This is a genomic window from Streptomyces sp. NBC_00631, assembly GCF_045206895.1.
Taxonomy (GTDB): domain Bacteria; phylum Actinomycetota; class Actinomycetes; order Streptomycetales; family Streptomycetaceae; genus Streptomyces.
This window is the reverse complement of sequence record NZ_CP107734.1, coordinates 4,360,505-4,384,926: the sequence shown is the minus strand read 5'-3', so window position 1 is coordinate 4,384,926 and position 24,422 is coordinate 4,360,505. Positions and strand designations below refer to the sequence as shown.

18 protein-coding genes are annotated in these 24,422 nt (G+C 73.1%); 10 read left to right on the top strand and 8 right to left on the bottom strand.

Annotated elements, in window-relative coordinates; all coding sequences use genetic code 11:
• Nucleotides 1–225: 225 nt before the first annotated feature.
• From OHB00_RS20055 to OHB00_RS20040, 4 genes are read right to left on the bottom strand one after another with little or no spacing between them, the layout of a single operon-like run.
• The gene (locus OHB00_RS20055; protein ID WP_406436267.1) at nucleotides 226–1,599 is read right to left on the bottom strand and encodes an AAA family ATPase; all 1,374 of its coding nucleotides are present in this window, start codon (nucleotides 1,597–1,599) and stop codon (nucleotides 226–228) included.
• A complete protein-coding gene (locus OHB00_RS20050; protein ID WP_406436266.1) occupies nucleotides 1,596–3,185 on the bottom strand; it encodes a hypothetical protein in 1,590 nt (529 codons plus the stop codon). The genes OHB00_RS20055 and OHB00_RS20050 overlap by 4 nt, the downstream gene beginning before the upstream one ends.
• Entirely contained in the window at nucleotides 3,176–4,342 is a 1,167-nt protein-coding gene (locus tag OHB00_RS20045; RefSeq protein ID WP_406445888.1) for a hypothetical protein, read from the bottom strand. The genes OHB00_RS20050 and OHB00_RS20045 overlap by 10 nt, the downstream gene beginning before the upstream one ends.
• Nucleotides 4,308–5,261 (bottom strand): phosphatase PAP2 family protein, encoded by a 954-nt coding sequence (locus tag OHB00_RS20040; RefSeq protein WP_406436265.1) that lies wholly within the window; start codon nucleotides 5,259–5,261, stop codon nucleotides 4,308–4,310. Before OHB00_RS20040 ends, OHB00_RS20045 begins: the two co-directional genes overlap by 35 nt.
• A gap of 223 nt (nucleotides 5,262–5,484) precedes the next feature.
• On the opposite strand from OHB00_RS20040, the gene OHB00_RS20035 reads away from it, so the two are divergent.
• Nucleotides 5,485–6,081, top strand: a complete 597-nt coding sequence (locus OHB00_RS20035; protein ID WP_406436264.1) for a histidine phosphatase family protein — start codon at nucleotides 5,485–5,487, stop codon at nucleotides 6,079–6,081.
• A 151-nt stretch (nucleotides 6,082–6,232) separates the two neighbouring features.
• Here OHB00_RS20035 and OHB00_RS20030 read toward each other — a convergent pair whose 3' ends face one another.
• A complete protein-coding gene (locus OHB00_RS20030) occupies nucleotides 6,233–7,702 on the bottom strand; it encodes a hypothetical protein (protein ID WP_406436263.1) in 1,470 nt (489 codons plus the stop codon).
• 255 nt (nucleotides 7,703–7,957) lie between these two features.
• Between OHB00_RS20030 and OHB00_RS20025 the strand changes: the two genes are divergently transcribed.
• Nucleotides 7,958–8,335: a hypothetical protein gene (locus OHB00_RS20025; RefSeq protein WP_406436262.1), complete on the top strand. Its 378-nt coding sequence runs from the start codon at nucleotides 7,958–7,960 to the stop codon at nucleotides 8,333–8,335.
• A 36-nt stretch (nucleotides 8,336–8,371) separates the two neighbouring features.
• Nucleotides 8,372–9,244: a spermidine synthase gene (locus OHB00_RS20020; protein WP_406436261.1), complete on the top strand. Its 873-nt coding sequence runs from the start codon at nucleotides 8,372–8,374 to the stop codon at nucleotides 9,242–9,244.
• A 225-nt stretch (nucleotides 9,245–9,469) separates the two neighbouring features.
• Here the strand turns inward: OHB00_RS20020 and OHB00_RS20015 are convergent, their stop codons facing one another.
• A complete protein-coding gene (locus OHB00_RS20015) occupies nucleotides 9,470–10,000 on the bottom strand; it encodes a hypothetical protein (protein ID WP_406436260.1) in 531 nt (176 codons plus the stop codon).
• Between the two features lie 98 nt (nucleotides 10,001–10,098).
• Here OHB00_RS20015 and OHB00_RS20010 point away from each other — a divergent pair, with 98 nt between their 5' ends.
• From OHB00_RS20010 to OHB00_RS19990, 5 genes are all read left to right on the top strand, one after another.
• Nucleotides 10,099–10,809 carry a response regulator transcription factor gene (locus OHB00_RS20010; RefSeq protein ID WP_406436259.1) on the top strand — a complete coding sequence of 237 codons (711 nt, stop codon included), beginning with the start codon at nucleotides 10,099–10,101 and terminating at the stop codon, nucleotides 10,807–10,809.
• Nucleotides 10,806–12,224: a sensor histidine kinase gene (locus tag OHB00_RS20005; protein ID WP_406436258.1), complete on the top strand. Its 1,419-nt coding sequence runs from the start codon at nucleotides 10,806–10,808 to the stop codon at nucleotides 12,222–12,224. The genes OHB00_RS20010 and OHB00_RS20005 overlap by 4 nt, the downstream gene beginning before the upstream one ends.
• A 132-nt stretch (nucleotides 12,225–12,356) precedes the next feature.
• Entirely contained in the window at nucleotides 12,357–13,832 is a 1,476-nt protein-coding gene (locus OHB00_RS20000) for a cellulose binding domain-containing protein (RefSeq protein ID WP_406436257.1), read from the top strand.
• Nucleotides 13,833–13,929: 97 nt separating this feature from the next.
• Nucleotides 13,930–14,241 carry a trypco2 family protein gene (locus OHB00_RS19995; RefSeq protein ID WP_406436256.1) on the top strand — a complete coding sequence of 104 codons (312 nt, stop codon included), beginning with the start codon at nucleotides 13,930–13,932 and terminating at the stop codon, nucleotides 14,239–14,241.
• Entirely contained in the window at nucleotides 14,228–18,427 is a 4,200-nt protein-coding gene (locus OHB00_RS19990) for a trypsin-like peptidase domain-containing protein (RefSeq protein ID WP_406436255.1), read from the top strand. The genes OHB00_RS19995 and OHB00_RS19990 overlap by 14 nt, the downstream gene beginning before the upstream one ends.
• Before the next feature lie 39 nt (nucleotides 18,428–18,466).
• Here the strand turns inward: OHB00_RS19990 and OHB00_RS19985 are convergent, their stop codons facing one another.
• Nucleotides 18,467–19,150 (bottom strand): hypothetical protein, encoded by a 684-nt coding sequence (locus OHB00_RS19985; protein ID WP_406436254.1) that lies wholly within the window; start codon nucleotides 19,148–19,150, stop codon nucleotides 18,467–18,469.
• Between the two features lie 161 nt (nucleotides 19,151–19,311).
• Complete coding sequence (locus OHB00_RS19980) at nucleotides 19,312–20,739, bottom strand: GH1 family beta-glucosidase (RefSeq protein ID WP_406436253.1); 1,428 nt, start codon at nucleotides 20,737–20,739, stop codon at nucleotides 19,312–19,314.
• 983 nt (nucleotides 20,740–21,722) lie between these two features.
• Between OHB00_RS19980 and OHB00_RS19975 the strand changes: the two genes are divergently transcribed.
• The gene (locus tag OHB00_RS19975) at nucleotides 21,723–23,039 is read left to right on the top strand and encodes an ABC transporter substrate-binding protein (protein WP_406436252.1); all 1,317 of its coding nucleotides are present in this window, start codon (nucleotides 21,723–21,725) and stop codon (nucleotides 23,037–23,039) included.
• Between the two features lie 379 nt (nucleotides 23,040–23,418).
• Nucleotides 23,419–24,411: a carbohydrate ABC transporter permease gene (locus OHB00_RS19970; protein WP_406436251.1), complete on the top strand. Its 993-nt coding sequence runs from the start codon at nucleotides 23,419–23,421 to the stop codon at nucleotides 24,409–24,411.
• The last annotated feature ends 11 nt before the right edge of the window (nucleotides 24,412–24,422 follow it).

Sequence of the window (24,422 nt, the reverse complement as noted above, 5' to 3'; positions counted from 1 at the left end):
CTCCCAGCCGTCCGGGCTGTATCCGTTGGCCGCCTCCGGCGGCGTGCCGGACTCCGTCCGGCGGGTGGGTGGTGCCGGGGGTGGTCAGGGGCGCCATGTGACCCGGTGCTCGGCCAGGTGTGCCAGTACCGCGTGGTTCGCCTCCCAGCCGTCCGGGCTGTATCCGTTGGCCGCCTCCGGCGGCGTGCCGGACTCCGTCCGGCGGGTGGGTGGTGCCGGGGGTGGTCAGGGGCGCCATGTGACCCGGTGCTCGGCCAGGTGTGCCAGTACCGCGTGGTTCGCCTCCCAGCCGTCCGGAAACTTCACCAGGGTGCCCAGCTGGACCGGTTCTGTCGACGGGTAGTCGTCCAGGAGGTCGGTCACGCCGGCGCGGCAGATCATGATGCAGGCGTGGCGGTGCCGGGAGGCGAGGACGCACAGGCGGCCCGTCTCCAGGTGGAAGGCGGTGGCGTCCGGACGGCCGGAGAGCGGGTGGAGGACGACCGTCACGTCGTACTCACGGCCCTGGAGGCGGTTCGCCGTGTCGACGGTGACGTCCGCGGCGCCCAGCTCCGCCAGGGCCGCGCGGACGGCCGCCGCCTGGTCCCGGTGGGCGGTGCCGACGGCGATCCGGTCGGCGGTGAGCGGCGCGGGGTCTCGGATGGGGGTCCCCCCGGTCGAACGAAGTTGAGACTGGGTGAGTTCGGAGAGGGCCGCGCCGCCCCGGTCGAGCAGACGCCGTACCACCGCCGCCACCGCCCGCACCGCCTCCGGGTCGGTGCGCGGGGTGTGCCGGGCGGGCAGCTCCAGCAGGCCCCACCCGGACTCCGCCGCCTCGTCGATCACCCGGTCGGGTCCCGAGCCGTCGGAGGGGACGGCGAAGGTGAGGCGGCGGTCGCCGTGGTCGGTGCCGCTGCGGAAGGGGGTGTACGGGTAGAACGCGTGGGAGACGAGCGGGGCCGCGGAGGCGGGCAGCCGCCAGGAGACCGGGAGGCGGTGCTGGGGGAGGCCCGGGTTGTGGGCGAGCAGAGTGGAGACGGCGGAGGCCGAGGGGTCGTACGACAGGCCCGCCCACTGCTCGCTGCCCACGATCGCGAACGGGTCCAGCTGGCCGGGGTCGCCCACGAACAGCGCCCGTTCGAACAGGCCGGCCACGGCGAGCAGCGAGTCCGAGCGCATCTGGTACGCCTCGTCGACGATCGCGTGCCGCCAGGGCTCGTCCACCTTGACGTGCGCCCACTTCGCGGCGGTGGACAGCACGACCTGCGACTGGCCGAGGTCGGCCGCCTTCGCCGACTTGCGGACGTTCGGCAGGTCGTCCAGCGCCTTGTCGTACGGGTCGGCGTCACTGCTGTGGAGGCGGCCGACGGGCAGCTCCGGGTTCTTCTCCGCGAGCCTGATCACCAGGTCGTCGACCTGTGCGTTGGTCTGCGCGACGATCATCAACGGGCGCCCGGCGTCGGCGAGTTCGAGCGCGGCGCGGACCACGAGCGTGGACTTGCCGGCGCCCGGCGGGGAGTCCACGACCACGCCCCGGTCGGTGCCGTGCAGGGTGTCGTGGAGGATCGCCGCGGTGGCCCGCGCGGCGGCCGTGCCGGGATCGAAGTCCGTGGTCGTCACAGGATGTCCTCCGCGGTCACCGTGTCGGCCGCCTCCGGTGCGGCCTCGCCCGGCGGCCCGCCGTGCGTCCACGGCGTGTGCTCCGGGTCGGGCAGCTTGGCGCCGCCGCGCTGCTCGTGTTCGAACAGGGTGAAGACGAGCCGGTCGCCCTTCTCCGGCACCGAGCCCTCCTCGGGTTCCTTGCCGCGGCCCATCTTGTCCAGGACGCGCAGCACCACAACCCCCTCCGCCTCGTACCCGACGAACTCCGTCGACTGCGGCTTGCCGCCCAGCGAGCGGTACGCCTTCACCCGCTCGCCGAGCTGTGGCCGGTCCTCCGTGCGCACGGTCACCAGCGGGCGCGGGCTGGGCCGCCTGCCCTCGCTGTAGGCCATGACGACATCGAGGACCTCGCCCGCGAACGCCTCCCCGGACAGCCGCCGCCCCGCCATCACCAACGGGTCGTCCAGCGCCTCCTGGGCGTCCAGCCGGGCCTGCTCCCGCTCGCGGGTGGCCAGCTTGTTGGCCGCGGTCACCGCGTCGTCCCGGCGCGGCTGCGGGGGCTCACCGGCGAGCACCCGGTCCCGGTGACCGGTGAACGACCAGCGGTCGCGCGTCCACCGCTCCTCGACCCGGGCGCCCTCCGGCAGCCCGCGCAGCAGATCCATCCCGCGCCAGACCGCGTCCCAGGTGGGCCGGGTACGGCTCTCGACCAGCGCGCGGATCTCCCGCTCGGCGGCGGTGAGGATCGCCAGCCGGTCGTCGGCCTGCAGGCCGTCCGCGGCCTCGGCGAAGGCGGTACGGGCGCGGTCGTAGCGCTCGAATGCGGGGGCCAGCAGCTTGTTGTCGAACGCCGGGTCGGTGGCGGGCCCGGCCGGCGGGCACAGCAACTGCCCGTCGGCGTCCCGCGCCAGCTCGGCCACCCGCGCGGCCGCCGCGCCCGTGCTGCCCTCCGGAGGGTCGATCCAGGCGAGCAGCGCGCCCAGGTGCTGGTCCTCGATGCCGGACTGGCCGGTCGCCCAGTGCCGGGACAGCAGGTCCGTCATGGCGAGGAGGAGGGAGGAGCCGGGGACCCGGGCACGCTCGCCGAAGTGGGTGAGCCAGCGGCCGAGCAACGGCACCCGGGGCGGTGCCGGGTAGGGCGCCTGCGGGTCCTGCTCCGCGGTGCGCCGGAACCGCATCGACCGTCCCAGCAGCCGCACGTACTCGATGCCCGTGCGGCCCGGGACGATCAACTGGGGTGCGTCCGCGCACAGTTCGACCTCGACCTTGACCCGCTTGCCGGTCTCCGGGTCGGTCTCGGTGCGCTCGGCGGCCTCGACGCTGTCCGCGTAGGAGTCCAGATACGGCAGGACGACGCCGGCGAGCTCGGCGAGGAAGGTGAACCGCAGGTCTCGGTCGCGCGGCTGGGGGACGACCAGCAGACGCGGGGCGTCCCGGTCGGTGCCGACCAGGGCGCCGAGCGGGGCACCGGCCTCACCGGAGGTGGTGAGCGGAACGAAGACGAGCGGATGCTCGGAGAGATGCCGGTGGCGGACGGTCGCGGCGGGCTGCGCGATGCCCGTGCTCACCGCTTCCAGGCGGGCGAGGGTGGTGATCAGGGACACAAGGCCCCCTCCGGGCCGACGCCGACGCCGACGCCGACGCCGACGCCGACGCCGAAACCGGCGCCGGTGCTCAGCGCCTCGGCGCGCAGGACCGCCGCCCGGCGCAGGGCCGCCACCGCCGGGTCCGCCGGGTCGCCGCTCTCGCCGCGCGCCGCCGACAGCACCTCCTCGACGGTGGCCAGCCCGCCCAGCTCGGCCCGGGCCGCGCGGCCCAGCGCGGTCACCTCGTCGGCCGCGCGGGAGCGCTGCCGGCAGTGGAAGGCCAGTTCGCAGGCGGACAGGCAGTCGGGCGCATACGCCGCAGGGACCGCGTCCACGGCCGCCGTGAGCTGCTCCACCGGCAGGTCCGGGGCGAAACAGGTGCCCTCGGGGAGGGCGTCGGCGATGTCCTGGACGCGGGTGAGCCGGGTCAGCTGGCGGGCGGTGACCGCGCGCTGCTTGCGGACGTCGACGGCCGCGGCGGTGGGCAGGTTGGCGAAGTCCTTGGGGCAGACCAGCAGCACGTCGTGGCGCACGCGCGGGGCCGGGGCGAGCCGGGCCGCGACCTGCTCCAGGGCCAGCACGTACACGGCGGCCTGCCGGGCGGCCGCGCCCACCTTCGCCGGGTCGGCGGAACCGTCCAGCATCGGGAACGACTTGATCTCCACGACCGTCCAGCTGCCGTCCGGGTGCACGACGACCGCGTCCGGCTCCAGGAACGCGGGGGAGCCGGCCACCTCAAGCGCCAGCATCGGATGGTCGAACAGCGCCCAGCCGCCCGCCTCGACGGCCTCACGCAGCGCCAGCGCCGTACGGGCCGTACGCCCCTCGGGCCCGATCGCGGACAGGTCCGGCACGGCGGCCCGCTCGGCCGGTTCGGCGCCCGGGTCGAGGTGGGTGCGGACCAGACGCAGCAACTCGGCCCCGCCGTCCGCCTTCACCTTCGCCTCGAAGGCGTTGCCCCGGGTCAGCGCGAACTGCGACTGGCCGAACGCCGACGGCGAACCGAGGGCTCCCGCCAGCGCGGTCTTGTCCACCCCGGCGCCGTCCAGGATCGCCCGCCGCCTGCACCCCGGGTTGGCGGCGAGCGCCGCGAGGGCGCGGGCGTCGAGAGCCTTGGCCGGGACGGCGGGGCCGCGCAGCTCAGCGAGCCGGTGCCGGAGCGCCGTCCCCCGCATCGGTGGGGGCGGCGTCCGGTTCGGCTCCGGAGGCGAGCCGGGACTCGCGCTGCGATGGGATTCGCTCACCCGCCGAAGTCTGGCATCCGCCACTGACAATCGGGGAACCCACGCTGTCCGAGCGCGCTGCGACGAGGGAGGCGCCCGGGGTGATCCGCACCCGGACGAGATCCGCGGCCCGCACCACGTACGGCGCCAGCAGGTAGCCCACGCCCATCACGAACACGCCCGCGACCGCGTCCAGGAAGTAGTGGTTGGCGGTGCCCATCACGACGATCGCGGTGAGCAGCGGGTAGGCCACGCCGAGCACCTTGGTCAGGCGGTTGCCGCCGTGCCGCCACAGCATCACCCCGCACCACAGCGCCCAGCCGCAGTGCAGGCTCGGCATCGCCGCGTACTGGTTGGTCATGCCGCCGAGGCCACGCGGGGCGCTGGCGTCGCCGGCCCACCAGCCCCACGAGCTGTACTGGGCCATCGTGTCGACGAAGCCGTACTTCACGTCCAGCAGCCGGGGCGGGCAGGTGGGCAGCAGGGTGAAGCCGATCAGGCCGATGAACGTGGACGTCATCAGCCAGGTACGCGCCCGCCGGTAGACCTCGGCACGCTTGCGGAACAGGAAGACCAGGATGACCGGGGTGACCAGGTAGTGCAGCGAGGCGTACCAGAAGTCGGCCGGTATGCCGAGCCACGGCTCGCGCGTGAACAGGCGGTTGAGCGGGTGCTCGGCGTTGAGGTGCAGGTCCTTCTCGATGCGCAGGATCGCCAGGCCGTGGTCGACGGCGGCGGACGTGTTCCCGCGCACGAGGAGGCGGCCGGCCGTGTAGCAGCCGTAGACCAGCAGGATCAGCGGCAGCTCGGTCCACCAGCGCAGCCGGGTTCGCGCAGCCACCTCGGTGCCTGGTTTCTCGGTCTGCGGCATCCGACTGCCTCCCCCTTCTCGTCCTTGTCCGCGCGGCACCCGGCGGGCCGACCGTGACACTTTACGTTGCGTGCATTCCCGCCCATGCGGGGCGCTCAGCACTCAAAGACGCGGAGAGCGCGCGCCGGGTTGCCCGCTTCCCGCCCCGTTCCCGGCGCCTTCCCAGCCTGGGCGATGATGGAGGTGTCCCGCCTCCGAATTTCTCCCGAAAGGTTCTCCTTCCATGGCACCGCGCATCCTGCTGGCCCGGCACGGACAGACGGAGTGGTCACTGTCCGGCAAGCACACCGGCAGGACCGACGTACCGCTTCTGGAGGAGGGCCGGCGGGGTGCCAAGCTGCTCGGCGAGCGCCTGCACCGGCCGCCGTCGGACGGCCTCGCCGACGCGGAGATACGCACCAGCCCGCTGGCACGCGCGCGTGAGACGTGCGAACTCGCCGGCTTCGGCGACCGTGCCGCCCGCTGGGACACGCTGATGGAGTGGGACTACGGGGCGTACGAGGGCCTGACCCCGGCGGAGATCCAGGCGTCCCGGCCGGGGTGGCTGATCTGGCGGGACGGAGTGCCCGGAGGCGAGTCACTGGCGGAGGTGACCGCCCGGGCGGACGAGGTCGTCGCCTGGGCGCGCTCCGCCGGCCGCGACGTGCTGATCTTCGCCCACGGGCACATACTGCGGGCGATCGGGGCGCGGTGGCTGGGGCTGCCGCTGGACTTCGCGGCCCGGATCCGGCTGAACCCGACGTCGCTGTCGGTGCTGGGGTGGGCCTATGGGGAGCCTGCCATCGAGAGCTGGAACGACTTGGGGCACCTGGTCGGCTGACGGCGCGTTGGGGGAGCTGGGGTGGGGACGCTTACCGGCGCTGACAGGGAAGAAGCCCCGGCTGAAGCGCCCCGTGAGGGGCGCGGGGAACTGCGCGATCAGCCCCCACGCATCCGCAGCCGTACGACTACAGGTGCCACCCCTGTCGGCCCTACACGCCCCTCGGCGTGGACGCGTGCCGGTCCAGGAACTCCTGGACCCCGCTCGCCCGGCGGTGCGGCAGCAGTACCCGGGCCGTGCCCGCGAGCATCCCCTGGATCCTGGACGACTGGACCTGGTCCAGCAGGTCCAGGACCCGCATACCCGCCGTGGCCGCCTCGTCGGGGCGGCCCCCCCGCGCGAGGTCGTCGGCGAGTTCCGCCGTGTACAGCGCGATGTTCCTCGTGAAGTGCGGGTCCTGCAGCTCGGCGGCCCGGTGCGCGTGCCGCGCGGCACGCCGCCAGTCGCCCAGCATGGACCAGCACTGCGCCTCAAGGCCCTCCAGCTCGGCCTCTCCGTAGAAGCTCATCCACTCGGGGTCGGCGTCCGAGTGGCCTCGGTCGAAGAGGGCCTGGGCGCGGGCCAGCGCCTGTTCCGTGCCGGTGCGGTCGGCGAGCCCCGCCCAGCCGCCCGCCTCACGCAGGGCGAGGAGGGACATCAGGCGGGCCGAGCCGAGGGGCCGGCCGACCCGCTGCGCGGCCTGTGCCGCGCGTACCGCCTCCCGGGGGCGCCCGGCGTCGCGCGCGAGGAACGCCGTGTTGCAGAAGGCGTGTGCCTCCAGCCCCGAGTCACCGGTCATCCGTGCCGTCGCCAGCGCCTCCGCGTAGTGCGAGCGGGCGTCGTCGAAGCGGCCGGAGTCATGGGCCAGCCAGCCCACCGAGATGGCCAGTTCACCGGCGCCCGAGTGCAACCGCTCGGCGGTCGTCTGCCGGGTCGCGCCCGCGTCGAGCAGCGCGTACGCCGCGCGCAGCGGAGCCGCCGCGCGCCGGTACAGCCCGTCCGCGCCGTGCCGGTCGTCCAGCAGCCGGATCCGGCGTACGGCCTCTTCCAGGGCGGCCGCGTGCGAGGACCCGGCACGGCGCACCGGCCGGTCCGCCGCCACGGCGTCGATGGTGAACCCCAGCGGGCCCAGCGTGGCGGCGGCCACGGTGGCGCCCCCGCCGGTCATGAATAGGCGACGCAGCACGTCGCTCTCCTCGTAGTTGTCGTGCGTCTCGTACGGGTCCTGCGGGTTTCGCGTCTCGCGCGGTTCATGCGGGTGATATTGGTCCTGCGGGTCATACGGCTCGGCGGCCCCTCGCGTCTCACCTCCGGTGAGGGCCAGGGGCACGTCCTCCGGCGGCCGCGCCGCGCGTCCGCGAACGGACGAGCGGGGTGCGAAGCCGAGGTCGGCGAGCGTGCGACCGGGGAACATGTGCAGGAACACCCGTTCGTACGCGTAGTTCGGGCAGCGGATCTCACCCGCCTCGACCCGGCCGATGTAGCGCGCGTCACAGCTCACCCGCTCGCCGATCTCGCGGGCAGCACGCCGTACCAGCGCGGCGAACTCGGCAGGCGAGTGCCGGCCGCGTACCTGCCGGAAGGCGAGGTTCGGCCGTACCGGCCGATCGGGCTGCGGCGAGCTCGTGATTGACGACGCCATGGCCGGGTCCTCTCGTGCGAACCGTCGAACCATGCCGGACTCGTGGTGAGTTGTCCGAGTGGACCCCTGATTCCGGCGGGCAAGAACGTACCTGCTGTGTCGGACCCGTGACGCTGTGTTTGGCTACAAACCGGATATCTCATCCACGATCTGCCATGAACTGCCATCCTTTGCGGCTGACTTCCGCCGTAGCCGTTGACGCGGTGGCGCGTTGGACGTCATGGACTGCAGGAGGGCTGCGTGGTGGAGGCCGGGATGGAGACCAGCCAGAGCAACGATCCGGACGGCGCCGGATGCGACCTTGTGACGGTGCCGGCCCGGCAGGGCCTGGAGGCGGTCGACATCCTGCGCCGGGGGACGGGGGACGCGGTGGGGCCCGTACTCCACGACGACGGGGGCGGCACCCTCGGCTTCGTGGTGCCGGCCGGCACGGCGGCGGGCTGGGACGTTCCGGGCAGCATCTGCACCGAGACCGACGGGCACGGGCTGCGGCTCAGCCCCGAGCCGCCGGTCAAGGGCTCCGACTGGCTGCTGCCGCCCGGCGAGGCCGACCTCGCGACCGACCCGGCGGTGCTGCGCAGGGCGCTCGGGGAGGCGGCCCGGACGATCGCGGCCGCGGACAGCTGCCGCTGAATTTCCCGGACGGCCGCGGCCTGGGAAGATGGCGGAATGGGCAAGTCCAGAAACTCACGGCGCCGGCCGGCTGCCACCGCCGAGGTCGTGGTCGAGGCGGTCGACGGCGGCCTCGCCCAGCTCATCCCCGACCCCGAGGGCGGCCGGGCCTGGACGCTGCTCATCGACGGCGCCCCGCAGTCCCACGTCGACCTCGACGACCCGGCGTACCTCTCCTTCGAGTACCAGCGCCGGCTCGGCCACGTGATCGACCTCGTCGCACCGCCGGGCAGGCCCGTGCAGGTCGTGCACCTCGGCGGCGGGGCGTTCACCCTGGCACGGTACGTGGCGGCCACCCGGCCCCGGTCCACCCAGCAGGTCGTGGAGCGGGACGCGGCCCTCGTCCAACTGGTCCGGCGGGAACTTCCGTTGGACCCCGGCGCGCGGATACGGGTGCGGTCCGTGGACGCGCGGGAGGGACTGGGCAAGGTCCCGGAGGGATGGGCGGACCTGGTCATAGCGGATGTGTTCAGCGGGGCGCGCACCCCGGCGCACTTGACCTCCACGGAGTTCCTGGACGCCGTGCGGAGGGTGCTGCGGCCGGGGGGTGTGTACGCGGCGAACCTCGCGGACGGGCCGCCGCTCGCCCATCTGAAGGGGCAGATCGCCACCGCGGGGGCGCGGTTCGCGGAGCTCGCGGTGGTCGCCGACCCCACGGTGTGGCGGGGGAAGCGGTTCGGCAACGCGGTGCTGATGGCGGCCGACGTCCAGCTGCCGGTGGCGGAACTGACCCGGCGCTGCGCGTCCGACCCGCACCCCGGGCGGGTCGAACACGGGCGGTCTTTGAGGGATTTCACGGGCGGGGCGGTCGCCGTGACGGATGCGGTGGCGGTGGCTTCGCCTTCACCGCCGCCTTCGGTGTTTCGGTGACACCGCGGGCCGGTGGGGGCTGGTCGCGCAGTTCCCCGCGCCCCTGAAGGGGCGCTGCCCAGCCGCGTCCAGTAGTGCCTCTTCAGTGCCTCAAGGGCCTGGGAGGCGCCCCGGGGGCGATGGGGCCCCGCGCGAGCGAAGCCGAGCGTGGGGGAGGGTGGGCGCGGCGGCACCTGCCGGCGCCGGTAAGCGTTCCCACCCCCGGCCCCAGCCGACCAGGCACTCTCAGTACGTCTCCACCTGCACCTGCGGCGGCCCGTCGTGCCAGGTGCAGAACACCGACACCCGGTCCGTGCTCCTGCTGAACTCGATGCGGATCCAGTACTCCGTCTTCCAGACCTGCATCGACCAGCCCGTTCCCGGCGTCGCCGACACCAGGGTCGCGCTGGTGTCGCCCAGGTCGAAGACCGCCCGGCCGCCGTCGGTGTCGTACGCCTTGACCTGGCCCGAAGCGGAAGCGGACGCCGCGGCGGTCGGACTCGGGGTGGTGGCCGGAGTCCGGGACGGCGTCGGTGCGGGAGTCGCCGACGGATGCGGGGCGGCCGTGCGCGAAGGGCTCGCGGTGCGGGGAGTGGACGACGGCAGCGCCTTGGCGCCCTGCGTCGTCGGGTCGCCGTTCGCCGCCGTGACGGGCAGGGCGCGGGGCGGGTCGTAGGCCGTGGCCGCCATCACCGTGTGGACACCCCACCACGACAGCGTGACCGCCGCGCCGGTGGCAAGCAGCCAGGCCATCACGTGTACGAGTCCTCTGCGCATCGCGGGCCATACTGCCTCAGGGGCACCGCCCTGCGCACACGACCCGAGTTATCCACAGGCCCCGACCGGCGCCTGCCGCATGGCGTACGGTGCGGCGCATGGCAAGTGTGCTCGTGGTCGAGGACGACCAGTTCGTACGCTCGGCGCTCATCCGGCAGCTCACCGAGGCCTCGCACACCGTGCGCAGCGTCGGCACGGCACTGGAGGCGCTGCGCGAGGTCGCCCATTTCCGTTTCGACGTGGTCGTGCTGGACCTCGGACTGCCGGACCTGGACGGCTCCGAGGCGCTGAAGATGCTGCGCGGCATCACCGACGTGCCGGTCATCATCGCCACCGCCCGGGACGACGAGACGGAGATCGTCCGGCTGCTCAACGCCGGCGCGGACGACTATCTGACCAAGCCGTTCTCCGTCGAGCACCTGTCGGCCCGGATGGCCGCCGTGCTGCGCCGGGCGCGGTCGAACGGGGGCGAGGCGGCGCCGTCCAGTGTGCTGCGGGTCGGCGGGCTGGCCGTCGATCCGCTGCGCCGGCAGGCCGAGTTGGACGGGGTGCGGCTGGACCTCACCCGGCGCGAGTTCGATCTGCTGGCCTTCCTCGCCGGGCGGCCGGGGGTCGTGGTGCCGCGCAAGGAGCTGCTGGCGGAGGTGTGGCAGCAGTCGTACGGGGACGACCAGACCATCGACGTGCATCTGTCGTGGCTGCGCCGGAAGTTGGGGGAGACGGCTGCCCGGCCGCGGTATCTGCACACACTGCGGGGGGTCGGCGTGAAGCTGGAGCCGCCGGGCGGGGAAGCGAGGCCGGTCGGATGAGATGGGCGCTGGTCAAGGTCTGCCTGGCGGTCACCGCGATGGTCGTGGTCGCCTTCGCCGTCCCGCTCGGCCTGGTCGTCAAGGAGCTGGCCCGCGACCGGGCGTTCTCCAACGCCGAGCGGGAGGCCGCCGCCGTCGCCCCGGCGCTGTCCATCACCACCGACCGGGACAAGCTGGAGCGGGTGGTGGCCTCGGCCGGCGCCGACCGTGGCATGGCCGTGCACATACCGGCGGCCGGTGGCCAGGCCGCCGTCGACATCGGCCGGCAGCGCGCCGCCGACCGGGACATCGCGGCCGTACGGAAGCTGGGGCGGGCCTCCACGACCGGGGTCGACGGCGGGTCGACCCTGCTGCAACCGGTCGCGCTCAGCTCCGGTGCCATCGCGGTCGTCGAGGTGTACGTACCCGAGTCCGAGGTGACCAACGGGGTCGGCACGGCCTGGGCGGTGCTCGCCGCCGTCGGTCTGGCGCTGATCGTCGGCTCGGTCGCGGTCGCCGACCGGCTGGGCGTGCGGATGGTGCAGCCCGCCCAGCGGCTGGTCGAGGGCGCGCACGAACTGGGGGAGGGCAAGCTGGGGGCACGGGTGCCCGAGGAGGGACCGAACGAACTGCGGCTGGCGGCGGTCGCGTTCAACTCGATGGCCGATCAGGTCGTCCAACTGCTCGCGAACGAGCGGGAGCTGGCCGCTGATCTGTCGCACCGGCTGCGTACTCCGCTCACCGTGCTGCGGCTGAACGCGGCCTCGCTCGGGGACGGGGCCGCCGCCGAGCAGACCCGGGCCGCCGTCGCGCAGCTGGAGCGCGAGGTCGACACCATCATCCGGACCGCGCGGGAGGCCAAGCCGCAGACTGCGGCCGTGGGGCCGGGCGCCGGGTGTGACGCGGCCGAGGTGGTGCGGGAGCGGATGGGGTTCTGGTCGGCGCTCGCGGAGGACGAGGGCCGCAAGTGGCGGGTGGCCGGTGTGGACCGGCCGGTGCGCATACCCGTCGCCCGCGCCGACCTGGCCGCCGCGCTCGACGCGCTGCTCGGCAACGTCTTCCGGCACACCGCCGAGGGCACCGCCTTCGCCGTCGACGTGCACAACGCGGACGACGCGGTGATCGTGCTGGTCTCGGACGCGGGGCAGGGCATCCGGGATCCGGAGGCGGCGATGGCCCGCGGGCGGGGGTCCGGGGCGGCCGGGTCGACCGGGCTGGGGCTGGACATCGTGCGCCGGCTCGCCGAGTCGACCGGCGGGGACGTGCGGATCGGGTCGTCGGTGCTGGGCGGGACGGAGGTGCGGATCTGGATCCAGCTGGACGGCGGGAAGCCGGAGCGGAAGGGGCACCGGGGGGCAGTGCGCCGGCGCCGTTCGCGCAGGCAGCCGGGGGACCAGGGCCGGCGGGGAACCGGGAGAATTGGTCTCGACCTTTAATCGCTCCCGATGGCTTCCTTAAGCGCACCCTAAGATCCTCAACGACCGTCCCTATCAAGCCGTTTGTCCGATTCCCGGTCGCTAGCGTGCTGCCGCACCCCACCCCCTCCGGCAGGCGAAGGCAGGCACGGCATGAGCACGCACCGGCGCACCATCAGTGGCAGAAACAGAGTGATAGGCGGTCTGGTCGCCGCGGCCGTGGTCGGTGGCGGGGCCCTCCTGTTCACCGGCATCGCGCAGGCGGCCGGGGTCGGCGCCGCGTACACGAAGACCAGCGACTGGTCGACCGGGTACACCGCGCAGTACGTCGTCACGAACAACAGCGGCGCCAGGGAGCAGGACTGGACGCTGGAGTTCGACCTGCCGGCCGGCGCCAAGCTCAGCTCGCTGTGGAACGCCGAGTACACCGTGAGCGGGCAGCACGTCACCGTGAAGCCGCCGAAGTGGGACACGGACGGCCTCGCGGCCGGCGAGTCGGACACCGTCGGCTTCGTGGTCAACGGCAGCGGGGACCCGACCGGCTGCCGTATCGACAACGCGAGCTGTTCGGCGGACGGCACGGCGACCCCCGAGCCGAGCGGCCGCCCGACGCAGTCCGCCACCCCGACCGCGACCCCGACCCGGACCGCGACTCCGACAGCCACGGCCTCCACCCCCGCCGCGACGGTCACCCCCACCGCCTCCCCCACCCAGACCACCGGCACCGGCACCACCGCCTCCGCCGGCTTCGCCCCGTACGTCGACACCTCCCTCTACCCGGCGTTCGACCTCCTCGCCGCCGCGAACGCGACCGGCGTGAAGAACTACAACCTCGCCTTCGTCACCGACGGCGGTGGCTGCACGCCCAAGTGGGGCGGGGTGACGGACCTGGCGAGCGACGGCGTGGCGTCCCAGATCGGTGCCCTGCGCGCCAAGGGCGGTGACGTCCGGGTCTCCTTCGGCGGCGCGTCCGGTTCCGAACTCGCCACCACCTGCTCCTCGGCGGACGCGCTGGCGACGGCGTACGGCAAGGTCGTGGACGCCTACAAGCTGACCAAGGTCGACTTCGACGTGGAGGGCGGCGCGCTCCCCAACACCACGGCGAACACCAACCGCGCCAAGGCCATCGCCGAGCTCCAGGCGAGCCACCCCGGCCTGGACGTGTCCTTCACCCTCCCGGTGATGCCGGAGGGCCTCACCCAGGACGGCGTGAACCTCCTCTCCAACGCCAAGGCCAACGGCGTGAAGATCAGCACCGTCAACATCATGGCGATGGACTACGGCGCCTCGTACAACGGCGACATGGGCACCTACGCCACCCAGGCCGCCACCGCCACCCAGGCCCAGATCAAGAGCGTCCTGGGCCTCTCCGACTCCGCCGCCTGGAAGTCGGTCGCCGTCACCCCGATGATCGGTGTCAACGACGTCTCCTCCGAGGTCTTCAAGGTGGACGACGCCACCCAGCTCGTCGACTTCGCCAAGGCCAAGGGCCTCGGCGGGCTCTCGATGTGGTCGGCCACCCGCGACCAGCAGTGCGTCGGCGGCGCCAAGCCCACCGCCGACGCCACCTGCAGCTCGATCGTCCAGGACAAGTACGCCTTCTCGAAGGCTTTCGCGGCGCTCGGCTGACCCGCACGCACCGTCCGATACGTCCCGTCCGGTCTTCCCCTTCCCGGACGGGACGTACAAACTTCATCATCGGGGTGCGGCGGAACAAGGGGGACGAATGATCGAGCTGTACGACATGATCAGTGAGCTGAGGCGGCAGCTGATCGCCGCCGCGGCCGACGGCAACGGCCAGGCCGTACGGTTCGAACTCGGGCCCGTCGAGGTCGAGGCCACCGTCGCCGTGACCCGGGAGGCGGGCGCCGGCGCCAAGGTGCGGTTGTGGGTCGTGGACCTGGACTCGAACGGCACGTACACCCAGGCACAGACCCAGCGGGTCAAGCTGACGCTCCTGCCCAAGACCGTACCCGCGGGCGGGGGCCCGGCGCGGCCCACCATGCTCGCGGGGCGCGAGGTCGATGGCGAGCGCTGACATGGGGCTGCGGGTGGAGCGGGTCGCGGCGATCCGCGTCACGCCTCCCGGCGGGCAGGCCCGCCGGGGTACGGGGTACCTGGTCGCGGCGCGCACGGTGCTGACGGCCGCGCACCTTGTCGAGGCCGTGGAGGGCGCCGGGGCCGTCACGGTGCACTTCCAGGCCGACCGGCCGGGCGACCGGATCGTCACGGCGACCGTGTGCTGGCGGCACGCGGGTATCGACGTCGCGGTCCTCGCCCTGGACCGCGAGGTGCAGGTGCCGGAGCCCGAAGCCGTCCCGTACGGCCGGGTGGGAGAGCGGGACGCGGTACTGCGCTGTACCACCGTGGGGTTCCCGCGTTTCAAACTCCGTCCGGACGACGACGGTTCACTTTTCCGGGACCTGGAGCACGTGCACGCGACCTGCGCCGTGCTCTCCAACCGCCGCGAAGGCACTCTCGACCTCGCTTTCGCTTCCCCTCCCGCGGGCGATCCCGGCCACGCCTGGGAGGGCATGTCCGGCGCGGCGGTCTTCGCCGGCGACCACCTCGTCGCGGTCGTCACGCGGCACCACCCCACGGACGGTCCGGGACGCATGGCGGCGGGCCGGGTCGACCGGTGGTCCGAGGCGCTGAACCAGGAACAGCGGAAGGAACTGGCGCGGCATCTCGGCTGCTCCCTCGACCCCGAGGCGCTGCCCGACGCCATTCCTCCCAGCGCGCCGGACTGGAAGCGGGAGGTCTACCGTGCGCACCTCGCAGGTGCGGCGCCCGCCGAACTGAGGGCCAGGGAGGCCGAGCTCGGCGAACTCGTCGCGTTCTGCGGTGGCCCTGATCCCTATCTATGGGTCCATGGCCGGCCCTGGGCAGGCAAGAGCGCGCTGGCCGCCTGGTTCGCCCTGCACCCGCCGCGGGGCGTCGTGCCGGTCTGGTTCCTCGTCACCGCGGGCAACACCGACCAGTCGGACAGCTCCGCCTACACGGGGGCGGTCATCGACCAGCTCGCCGGGATCGTCGGCCGCGCACCGACCGAGGCCGCCACCCCCACGGCCCGTGACGGAGAACTCCGGCTGCTGCTGGAGCGGGCCGCCGACCGCGTCGGACGGGACGGCGGCACACTGCTCCTCGTGGTGGACGGTCTGGACGAGGACCAGTCCCTGCGCGGCGGCGGCAGCGGCGCGAGCATCGCGTCGCTGCTCCCCGAGCGGCCCCCGCCGAACGTCCGTGTCCTGGTCACCAGCCGCACCAGCCCCGGACTCCCCGTCGACGTCAAGGGCGGTCACCCGCTCCGCCGTTGCCGGGAGCTGCGCCTGACCCCCAACGAGGCCGCACGGCACTACGAGGAGGAGGCCAAGTGCGAGCTGCGCCGGGTGCTCACCGGAGACCGGCTGCCGCGCGACCTGGTCGGGCTGCTGGTCGCCGCCCGGGGGCCGCTCACCACCGACGACCTCCGGGTCCTGACCGGTGAGCCGAACGACGCGCTGCGGCGACTGCTCGACAGTGCCTTCGGACGCATCGTGCGGATACGCGACGCGCACCACGGCGACGGCGCCGACCGCGAGGACGACCACAACGACGACCTGAACCTGTACGTGTCCGGCCGTGGCTGCGTCTTCACCCACGAGACGCTGTTCGCCGCGGCCGAGAAGGAACTCGGGCCGGACGTGGCCCCGTACCTGGAAAAGCTGCACGCCTGGGCCGAGCACTTCACGGGCCTGGGCTGGCCGCCCGACACCCCGAACTACCTGCTCCAGCCCTACGGCCGCAGGCTCGCCCTGCTCCGCGACGCCGACCGGCTGCTCGGGCACGCCGTCGACGTCCGCCGACGCGACCGGCTGCGGGAGGCGACGGGAAGCGACGCGGCGTTCCTCGCGGAGGTCGCGGCGGCCCGGGCGACGGCGAGCGACGACGATCCGGGCACCCAGGCCGTACTCGTGGCAGTCGGCGACCTCGTCGCCCGACGCAACAGGACACTCCATCCCGGCGTCCCGGCCGTCCTTGCCCGCCTCGGCAGGACCCGCGAGGCCATCGGGCTGGCCCGGAGCGTGCCGGACCGTCTCAGCCGCGCGCGGGCGCTGGCCGGAGTGGCCGGGGCACTGGCGGACACGGGCGACCTGCGGGCGGTGCGGTTGGCGGAGGAGGGGGTGCAGCTGGCGACGCCGGAGGCGCGTACGGAATCAAGCCGGCTTCAGGCGCCTGGTCGGGGCGCCACGGGATTCACCACCGAGGTCCTCGCGGTGCAGAGCGCTGTGGCAGCCGTGTTCGCGAGGCTCGGCAGGGAACACGAAGCGGTCCGCCTGGCCTTCGGCTGGCCCTGGCGGTACAAGGCAGCGAACCACGAACTGGTCAGGGCGCTGACCGAGACCGCTCGCCAGGTCCGCGTCCCCGCCCACGCGGACGAACTGTGCCGCACCGCCGAGGAGATCGCCCACCGGTGCGAGTTCGATCCGGACCGCGTCCGCTCTCTGGTCACCGTCGGGCGGACATGGGCGGCCCTGGGGGCCCGCGACGAAGCCGACCGCCTCTACGACTCGGTGGCCGGCTGGGTCCGGCGGCACGGAAGCGACCGGCCCCACCTCTTCGCGGTCGCCGCCGAGGCCCTGCGGGAGGCACGCCCGAGGGAGGCGCAGCGGCTGAGCGGGGCGGTCCGTGGCTCTGCGCGTCCCAGGTGGGAGCGGGGGACGACCTATGACGATGTGTACGCGGCCATTGCCGGCAACCGCCTGGAGGACGCTGAACGGCTCCTGAGTTACGGAGCACTGCACCGACGCCCGGAACGAGGGCGTTTTCCCGGGTATGCGGATTTCTCCGCCTCGGAGCAGACCGAACGGTTGCTCGACGATGCCTGGACCATGACCGCGCGGGCGTGGGCGCGCGCCGGCCGGGCGAAAGCGGCCTGGGAAGCGCTCGTCGCACCCCGCAGGACGCGGAGCCTCGGCGGGAGGGGAGGGCAGGGCGTCGTCGAACTCCTGCTGCAGGCAGGTGAGGACGCCGTCGAGGAGTTGGAGTCGTTCCTGCTCTCCTGGCCCTCCGCGGGCCACGGGACGGGCACCGACGTCCTCGTGACACTCGCCGCTCACTTCGCCGCCGGTCAACCGGAGCGCGCACGACGTCTGGTCGGCGAGGTGCAGCGGCGGCGTCAGGGACGGGACGGCTCCGGTCAGGCCGACACCACGAGTCTCGCCGTCCTCGCCGGTGCCCTGGCCGCGGTCGGCCGGCCGGACGACGCCGAACGCCTGCTGGCCGAGATAGGAGACCACGACGTACATGCCTGGGGCTGTGCGGTCGCGTCCCTGGCCGCTGCCGAACGCGACGGGCGCCGGGCCCTCGGCCTGTGCGAGAAGGCAGGGGTGCCCTCACCCAGGTTGCCCTACGACCTGGTGCCCGAAGGCACGGTGGTGGCTGTCGCCCAGGCAATGGCCCGCGCGGGAACTGAGGAGGACACCGAGGAATTTCTCGGGCAGTGGCTCACAACCGACGGTCTGAGGTCTGTCTCCCGCCACCAGGCCGTCGTCGCTGCGGCCGCGGGCCTGTGGCCGTACGCTCCGCGGGCGGCATGCCGGTTGCTCGGCGAGGTGTGGCTCCGCAAGAACCCCGGGGACGCCGTGCGTGCCGCCGGGCTCCTCTTCGAGATGGGCCCGGACGGGCGCGGCAGCCTCCCGCGGGTCGAGGCGGTTCTTGAGGGCAGTGGTGGGATTCGGCGCATGCTCCACGAGCACGAGGACGTCTCCCTGTACGCCCTTCTGCAGGCCGACAGCGACCCGGCGGCCGCACGACAGCGGCTCAAGGATCTGCTGGGGAGGCGTCACGCCGGCGGTGGACCAGGCGCCGTGGCGACCGTCGCCCTCGCCGCACTGGGAGATCCCGACGCGGCGGAAGAACACGCCCGAGGCGCGACGCAGGATCAGGAGCGCGCCCTTCGTCTCCTCTGCCTGGCCGCCCACCTCGCCGGAATGCCGGGCCTCGCCATGGCCGTACCGCTCCTGGAATCCCCCCGTAATTCCCTGCCGGTCTCCACGCGCCTCGCCGTCTGTCTCATCCCGGCCCGGCCCACCCCCGACCTCCCCAGGGCGCGTGCCCTTGTCACCGAAGCCCTCGGTCTGGGTGCCTGGGCGCGTGCTCTCCCGGTTCTCGCGGTCATCGACCCCGCGGCCGTCCTCCGGGTACGGGACGTGGTCGTCGCGCATCTCGGACTGACCGGCTGAGAAGCCCGCCGGGCGGGTGCTCTCCGTGCGGCCGCCGGATCAGAACGGCCCGGGACCGCCGAAGTCCCCGAACCCGCCCGGTCCGCCCGGCCCGCCCATCGGCGGGCCGGGGTGGTGGAAGCCGTCGAACAGGGCGTCCGCCAGGAGCATGCCGCCCACCCCCGCCGCGCCCGCGACCAGGGCGGTCTTCCACCACGGGGTGCTGTACCAGCCGCCGGGGACGGCGCGGCCGGCGACCGTGCCGCCTGGGTAGTAATAGGGGGTGCCCGCGCCGGGGCGGTCCGAGGACGTGTACGTGCGGCCGTCCACCAGCACCTGCCGGCCCGCCGGGGCGGTGCCCGTCGGCGGCAGGGCCGGGCCGGGATCGAGGCCGAGGGCGGTGCGGGCCGCCCGTACGTGGTGCAGGCCCTCGACGGCGGTCTGGGTGACCAGCGCGTACTGCGCCGGGGTGTACGCCGTCGTCAACTGGGCCTGCGCCGCGCGATGGCGTTCCGTCGCGTCCGCCAGCGCCTGCCGGGCCGCCCGGTCGTCGCCCCCGTTCAGGGTGGCGATACCGCCGCCGAGCCGGTCCACCCAGCGGGTGGCCTCCGCCCCGGCGTCGGCGGCGAGGTCCTGCTGCGCCGTCGGCCCGGGGCCGCCCGTGCCCTGGTGCGGGCTCCTGGCGGCGAAGGCCACCGCTCCGGCGACGACCAGCGCCAGTACCACCAGCGCGATGAGACCCATGATGACGTCCTCCGTTGTCCCCGGGGTTCGATCCGAGGCTCGATCACCTCGTACGGACCATGAGACTCCCGGGAGTTGAGAGGCCGCTGATCGTCGGCTGAGCGGTTTCTGTGAGGAGGGGGAGGGGGCGCGGCACCCCCCAAGGGCCGCGCCCCCGGCTCTCAGGCCGCCGGCCGGACCGGCGGCAGCGTGCCCGTGCGGGCCGCCTCCGCGTACCAGCGGGCGCTCGACTTCGGGGTCCGGGCCAGCGTCGTGTAGTCGACGTACACCGCGCCGAACCGCTTCTCGTACCCGTACGCCCACTCGAAGTTGTCCATCAGGGACCACAGGTAGTAGCCGCGCACGTCCGCGCCGTCGGTGATCGCCCGGCGCACCGCCGCGAGGTGGCTGTGCAGGTAGGCGATGCGCTCCGGGTCGTGGACGTTGCCGTCCGGGTCGGGCTTGTCGTCGTAGGCCGCGCCGTTCTCGGTGATGTAGAGGGGCAGGCCCGGAGCCTCGGCGGCGTAGCGCATGATCAGCTCGTGCAGGCCCGTCGGGTCGATCGTCCAGCCCATCTCCGTGCGCTCGCCCGGGGTCTGGTGGAAGGTGACGTCCTCGGCGCCCGGCCACGGGGAGTGGTCGCTGGCGCCGTGGCCGTCCGCGCGCGGCCCGGCCGTCGCCTCGGCCGTCGCCGACACCAGCGCGGGCGTGTAGTAGTTCAGGCCGAGGGCGTCCAGCGGCTGACGGATGGCGGCGAGGTCGCCGTCCTGGACGTACGACCAGTCCGTCACCGACGCCGTCGCCGCGAACAGCGAGGGCGGGTAGGAGCCGTGCAGGATCGGGCCGTGGAAGACGCCGTTGGCCAGGTCGTCGATCTTCTGGACCGCCATCAGATCGGCGGGGTCCTGCGACACGGGCCGTACCACCGAGGAGTTGAGGCTGATCGCGACCTGGTTGCGGGCCGGCATCACCGCGCGCAGCGCCGAAGTGCCCAGGCCGTGCGCGAGGTTGAGGTGGTGCGCGGCGCGCAGGGTGGCCGCCGGGTCGGTACGGCCGGGAGCGTGCACGCCGGAGCCGTAACCCAGAAAGGCGCTGCACCACGGCTCGTTGAGGGTGATCCACTGCTCCACCCGGTCGCCGAGCGCCTCCCCGACGATCTGCGCGTACTCGGCGAACCGGTACGCGGTGTCCCGTTCCGGCCAGCCGCCCGCGTCCTCCAGCTCCTGGGGCAGGTCCCAGTGGTAGAGGGTGATCGCGGGCTTGATGCCCTTCGCCAGCAGCTCGTCCACCAGCCGGCGGTAGAAGTCCAGGCCGACCTGGACCGCCGGGCCGCGGCCGGTCGGCTGGACGCGCGACCAGGAGATCGAGAACCGGTAGGCGCTCAGGCCCAGGTCCGCCATCAGGGCCACGTCGTCGCGGTAGCGGTGGTAGTGGTCGACGGCGATGTCACCGGTCTCGCCGCCGGCCGTCTTGCCCGGCGTGTGGCTGAAGGTGTCCCAGATCGAGGGGGTACGGCCGTCCTGCCGCACCGCCCCCTCGATCTGGTAAGCGGAGGTCGCGGCGCCCCAGAGGAAGGCGGGAGGAAAGGTCACGGTCAGCGGTTCGGGCATGGAAGCGCTCCCATGGGTCGGTGGGACCCCATTATGCATGGGAGCGCTCCCACGACAAAGAGCACACCTACGGAGAGCGAGATGCGCGACCGCGCAACGTGCCCCGCAGTGGGCGCGGGGAACCGCGCGCCCGACGATGCCGCGGCCGGGTGTGGCGGTGCCGTAGCTCTGTGATGCGCGGTGGCGCAATGTGCCCCGTAGGGGGCGCGGGGAACTGCGCGCCCGGCCACGACGATGCCGCGGCCGGGTGCGGCGGGGGCCGGCGCAACGTGCCCCGCAAGGGGCGCGGGGAACTGCGCGACCAGCCACGATGATGCCGCGGCCGGGAGCGGCGGGGGCCCGGCGGGCGGGTGGCGCGGGCCGGGCGAGGGCGGTGACGCCGGGGCTGAGGCGGAGCGGAAGCGGGGGTCGGGCGCACGGTCCGCGCGACTCGCGGACGCTCGGCAGCGGACGGCCCCGTTCCCCCGCGCGGCCGGCTCGCAAAGCCCTTCGTTCACCTTCCGGCGTCCGTCCCCGGCGTTCCCGGTTCCGGGACGGAAATCCCCGGCGCCGCCCCCTCGCGGGCTGCGACTGCTGGGACGTCTGGGATCACCGCGCCGGTGACCTGCGTGATTCCGGCGCGAGACGTGCTGGTGTCCGGCGGGTGAAACCCCGCGGGGCGACACATTCCCGTGACGTACGGAACACGCTTGGGCAACAACGCCGTTTTCAAGTCTTGACAGCTGGCCCGACAGGAACCAGTCTTCCGGCATGCCGCGTGGGAGCGGTCCCACGGGTAGTCGGGGAACTTCTCCCGTGTGCACGGAACCACCCCATGGTCCTTCCCTCTGTCGTCATCGCACCCCGTTGACCAGCACCTTTTCACCGCACGCCGAGTGCTGTGGGCCGGCCGCTGCTCGCACCGAGAGGGCAGGTCCGGACCGTCGGACCCCGGCGGTCTGATTCCTGAGATCCCGTTCCCCACTGGAACAAGGAGTAGTGGAATGCGCATCACCCGTACCGGCGGTCGTGGCCGCAGAGCGGCGGCCGTGACCACGTCGGTCCTCGCCGCCTCGGCCCTGCTGCTGACCGGTTGCAGCAGCGACAACGACTCGGACAGCTCGGACTCCAACGGGAACATCACTCTCAAGGTGGCCGACTTCGGTCAGTTCGGCTACAAGGAAGCCGACCTGTTCGCGAAGTACCACAAGCTGCACCCGAACATCACGGTGAAGGAAGAGACCACCGCCAACGAGCAGGACTACTACCCGAAGCTCCTTCAGCAGCTGAACACGGGCAGTGGCCTGGCGGACGTCACCGGCATCGAAGTGGGGCGCATCAAGGAGGTCGTCGACACCCAGGCGGCCAAGTTCACCGACCTGAGCAAGACGATCGACGTGAACGACTGGGTCTCCTGGAAGGAGAAGCAGGCCACCGCCTCGGACGGCACGGTCATAGGCGCCGGTACCGACATCGGCCCGATGTCCCTGTGCTACCGCAAGGACCTCTTCGAGAAGGCGGGCCTGCCCAGCGACCGCGACGCCGTCGCCAAGGCCGTCGCGGGCGGCTGGGAGGACTACCTCAAGCTCGGCGAGCAGTACAAGAAGAAGGCCCCGTCCGGGACCTACTTCATGGACTCCGCGAGCGCCATGTACAACGCGGTGGTCAGCTCCTCCGCGCAGCAGTACTACGACGCCAGCGGCAAGGCGATCTACAAGGACAGCCCCTCCGTGCAGCAGGGCTGGAACCTGGCCGCCGAGGCCGCGTCGAAGAAGCTGACCCAGGGCCTCGCGCAGTTCACCGACGCCTGGACGGCGGCGCTGCGCAAGGGCAGCGTGGCCACCGTGGCCTGCCCCGCCTGGATGGCCGGCCAGATCTCCACCAACTCCGGTGACGCCTTCAAGGGCAAGTGGGACATCGCCAAGGCACCCGGTACGACCGCGGCCAACTGGGGCGGCTCCTTCCTGGCCGTGCCCAAGAGCGGCAAGCACACCAAGGAGGCCGCCGAGCTCGTCAAGTGGCTGACCGCGCCGGAGCAGCAGGCCGAGGTCTTCAAGGCGATCGGTGTCTTCCCGTCGAACAAGGGCGCCTATGAGCTCGCCAGCGTGAAGAACGCGACGCTCCCGTACTTCAACAACGCGCCGATCGGCCAGATCTACGCCGACGAGGCCAAGTCCATCCCCGAGGCGGTGCTCGGCCCGAAGGACGCCACGATCAAGGACACGATCTCCACGCAGATCAACAACATGGAGCAGCGGGGCACCAAGCCCGCCGACGCGTGGAAGGCCGCGACCGAGGCGATCGACAAGGTGATCGGCTGACGACCCGCGGTGCGGGCGGCCCACCGGCCGCCCGCACCGCGCTGTGGCGCCCGGGGCCGTACGGCCGCTCCCGCCACCGGCACGATGCCCTGGCCCGCACTCCGTCACCGCGGCCGGTGGGCGGGACTTCGTCACCGGGACCGGTGGGCGGGACTCCGTGCCGGGGCCCGGCGGCACAGGTCGGCGGTCCGCGCCACGGCGTCCGGCACCCCGTGGTGTCCGGCACGTGGGTAGGACGTGCCGGGCACCGACGCCCGGTGTTCCCGCGCGCCGGTGGCAGTCCGGCGCCACGCCGGCCGGCCGCCCGGCTCCGTTCCGGCGGCAGACCACGACGTCCCCGGCCCGTACCCCGGCCGAACCCCCAGGAAGGAACTCCCCCGTGGCAACGACAACCCCCACACGGGGTGCCCCCACCCCGCCCGCCGGTGGCTCCGGCACCGCGCCGAAGGGACACGGCACCTGGCGCAGCCGGCTGTGGCGCTTCGACGACCTCGCGTCGCCGTACGCGTACATCGCCCCGTTCTTCCTCATCTTCGGTGCCTTCGGGCTCTACCCGCTCATCTACACGGGGTGGATCGCCCTGCACCGGGTGGAGATGACGAGCCTCAGCACATCGGAGTGGGTCGGCTTCGACAACTTCACCAAGATCCTCCAGGACTCGGAGTTCTGGACGGCCGTCACCAACACCTTCCTGATCGGCGTCATCTCGACCGTCCCGCAGCTGCTCGTGGCGCTTGGCCTCGCCCACCTGCTCAACTACAAGCTGCGCGCCAGCACGTTCTGGCGGACGGTCGTCCTCACCCCGTACGCCACCTCGGTGGCGACGGCGGCCCTGGTCTTCGCCCTGGTGTTCCGGGCCGACGGCGGCATCCTCAACTGGGTGCTGCACTTCGCCGGCATCGGCAACACCGACTGGGGCAACGGGGAGTGGACCTCGAAGATCGCCATCTCGGTCATCGTGATCTGGCGCTGGACCGGCTACAACGCGCTGATCTACCTGGCCGCCATGCAGGCCGTGCCCACCGACCTGTACGAGGCCGCGTCCATCGACGGGGCGACCCGCTGGCAGCAGTTCCGCAAGGTGACCATCCCCTCGCTGCGGCCGACGATCCTGTTCACCATCGTCATCTCGACGATCGGCTCCATGCAGCTGTTCGGTGAGCCGCTGCTGCTCCAGGGCGGCACGCTCGGCTCCACCGGCGGCAACGAGCACCAGTACGAAACCCTCAGCATCTACCTCTACAACTACGGCTGGAAGCTGGGGCATCTCGGTCCGGCCGCGGCGGTCGCCTGGGCCATGCTCGCCCTGCTGCTGCTCATCGCCCTGATCAACCTGATCGTCGGCCGGTTCCTGCGCAAGAACGCGGCCTGACGGGAGCGATA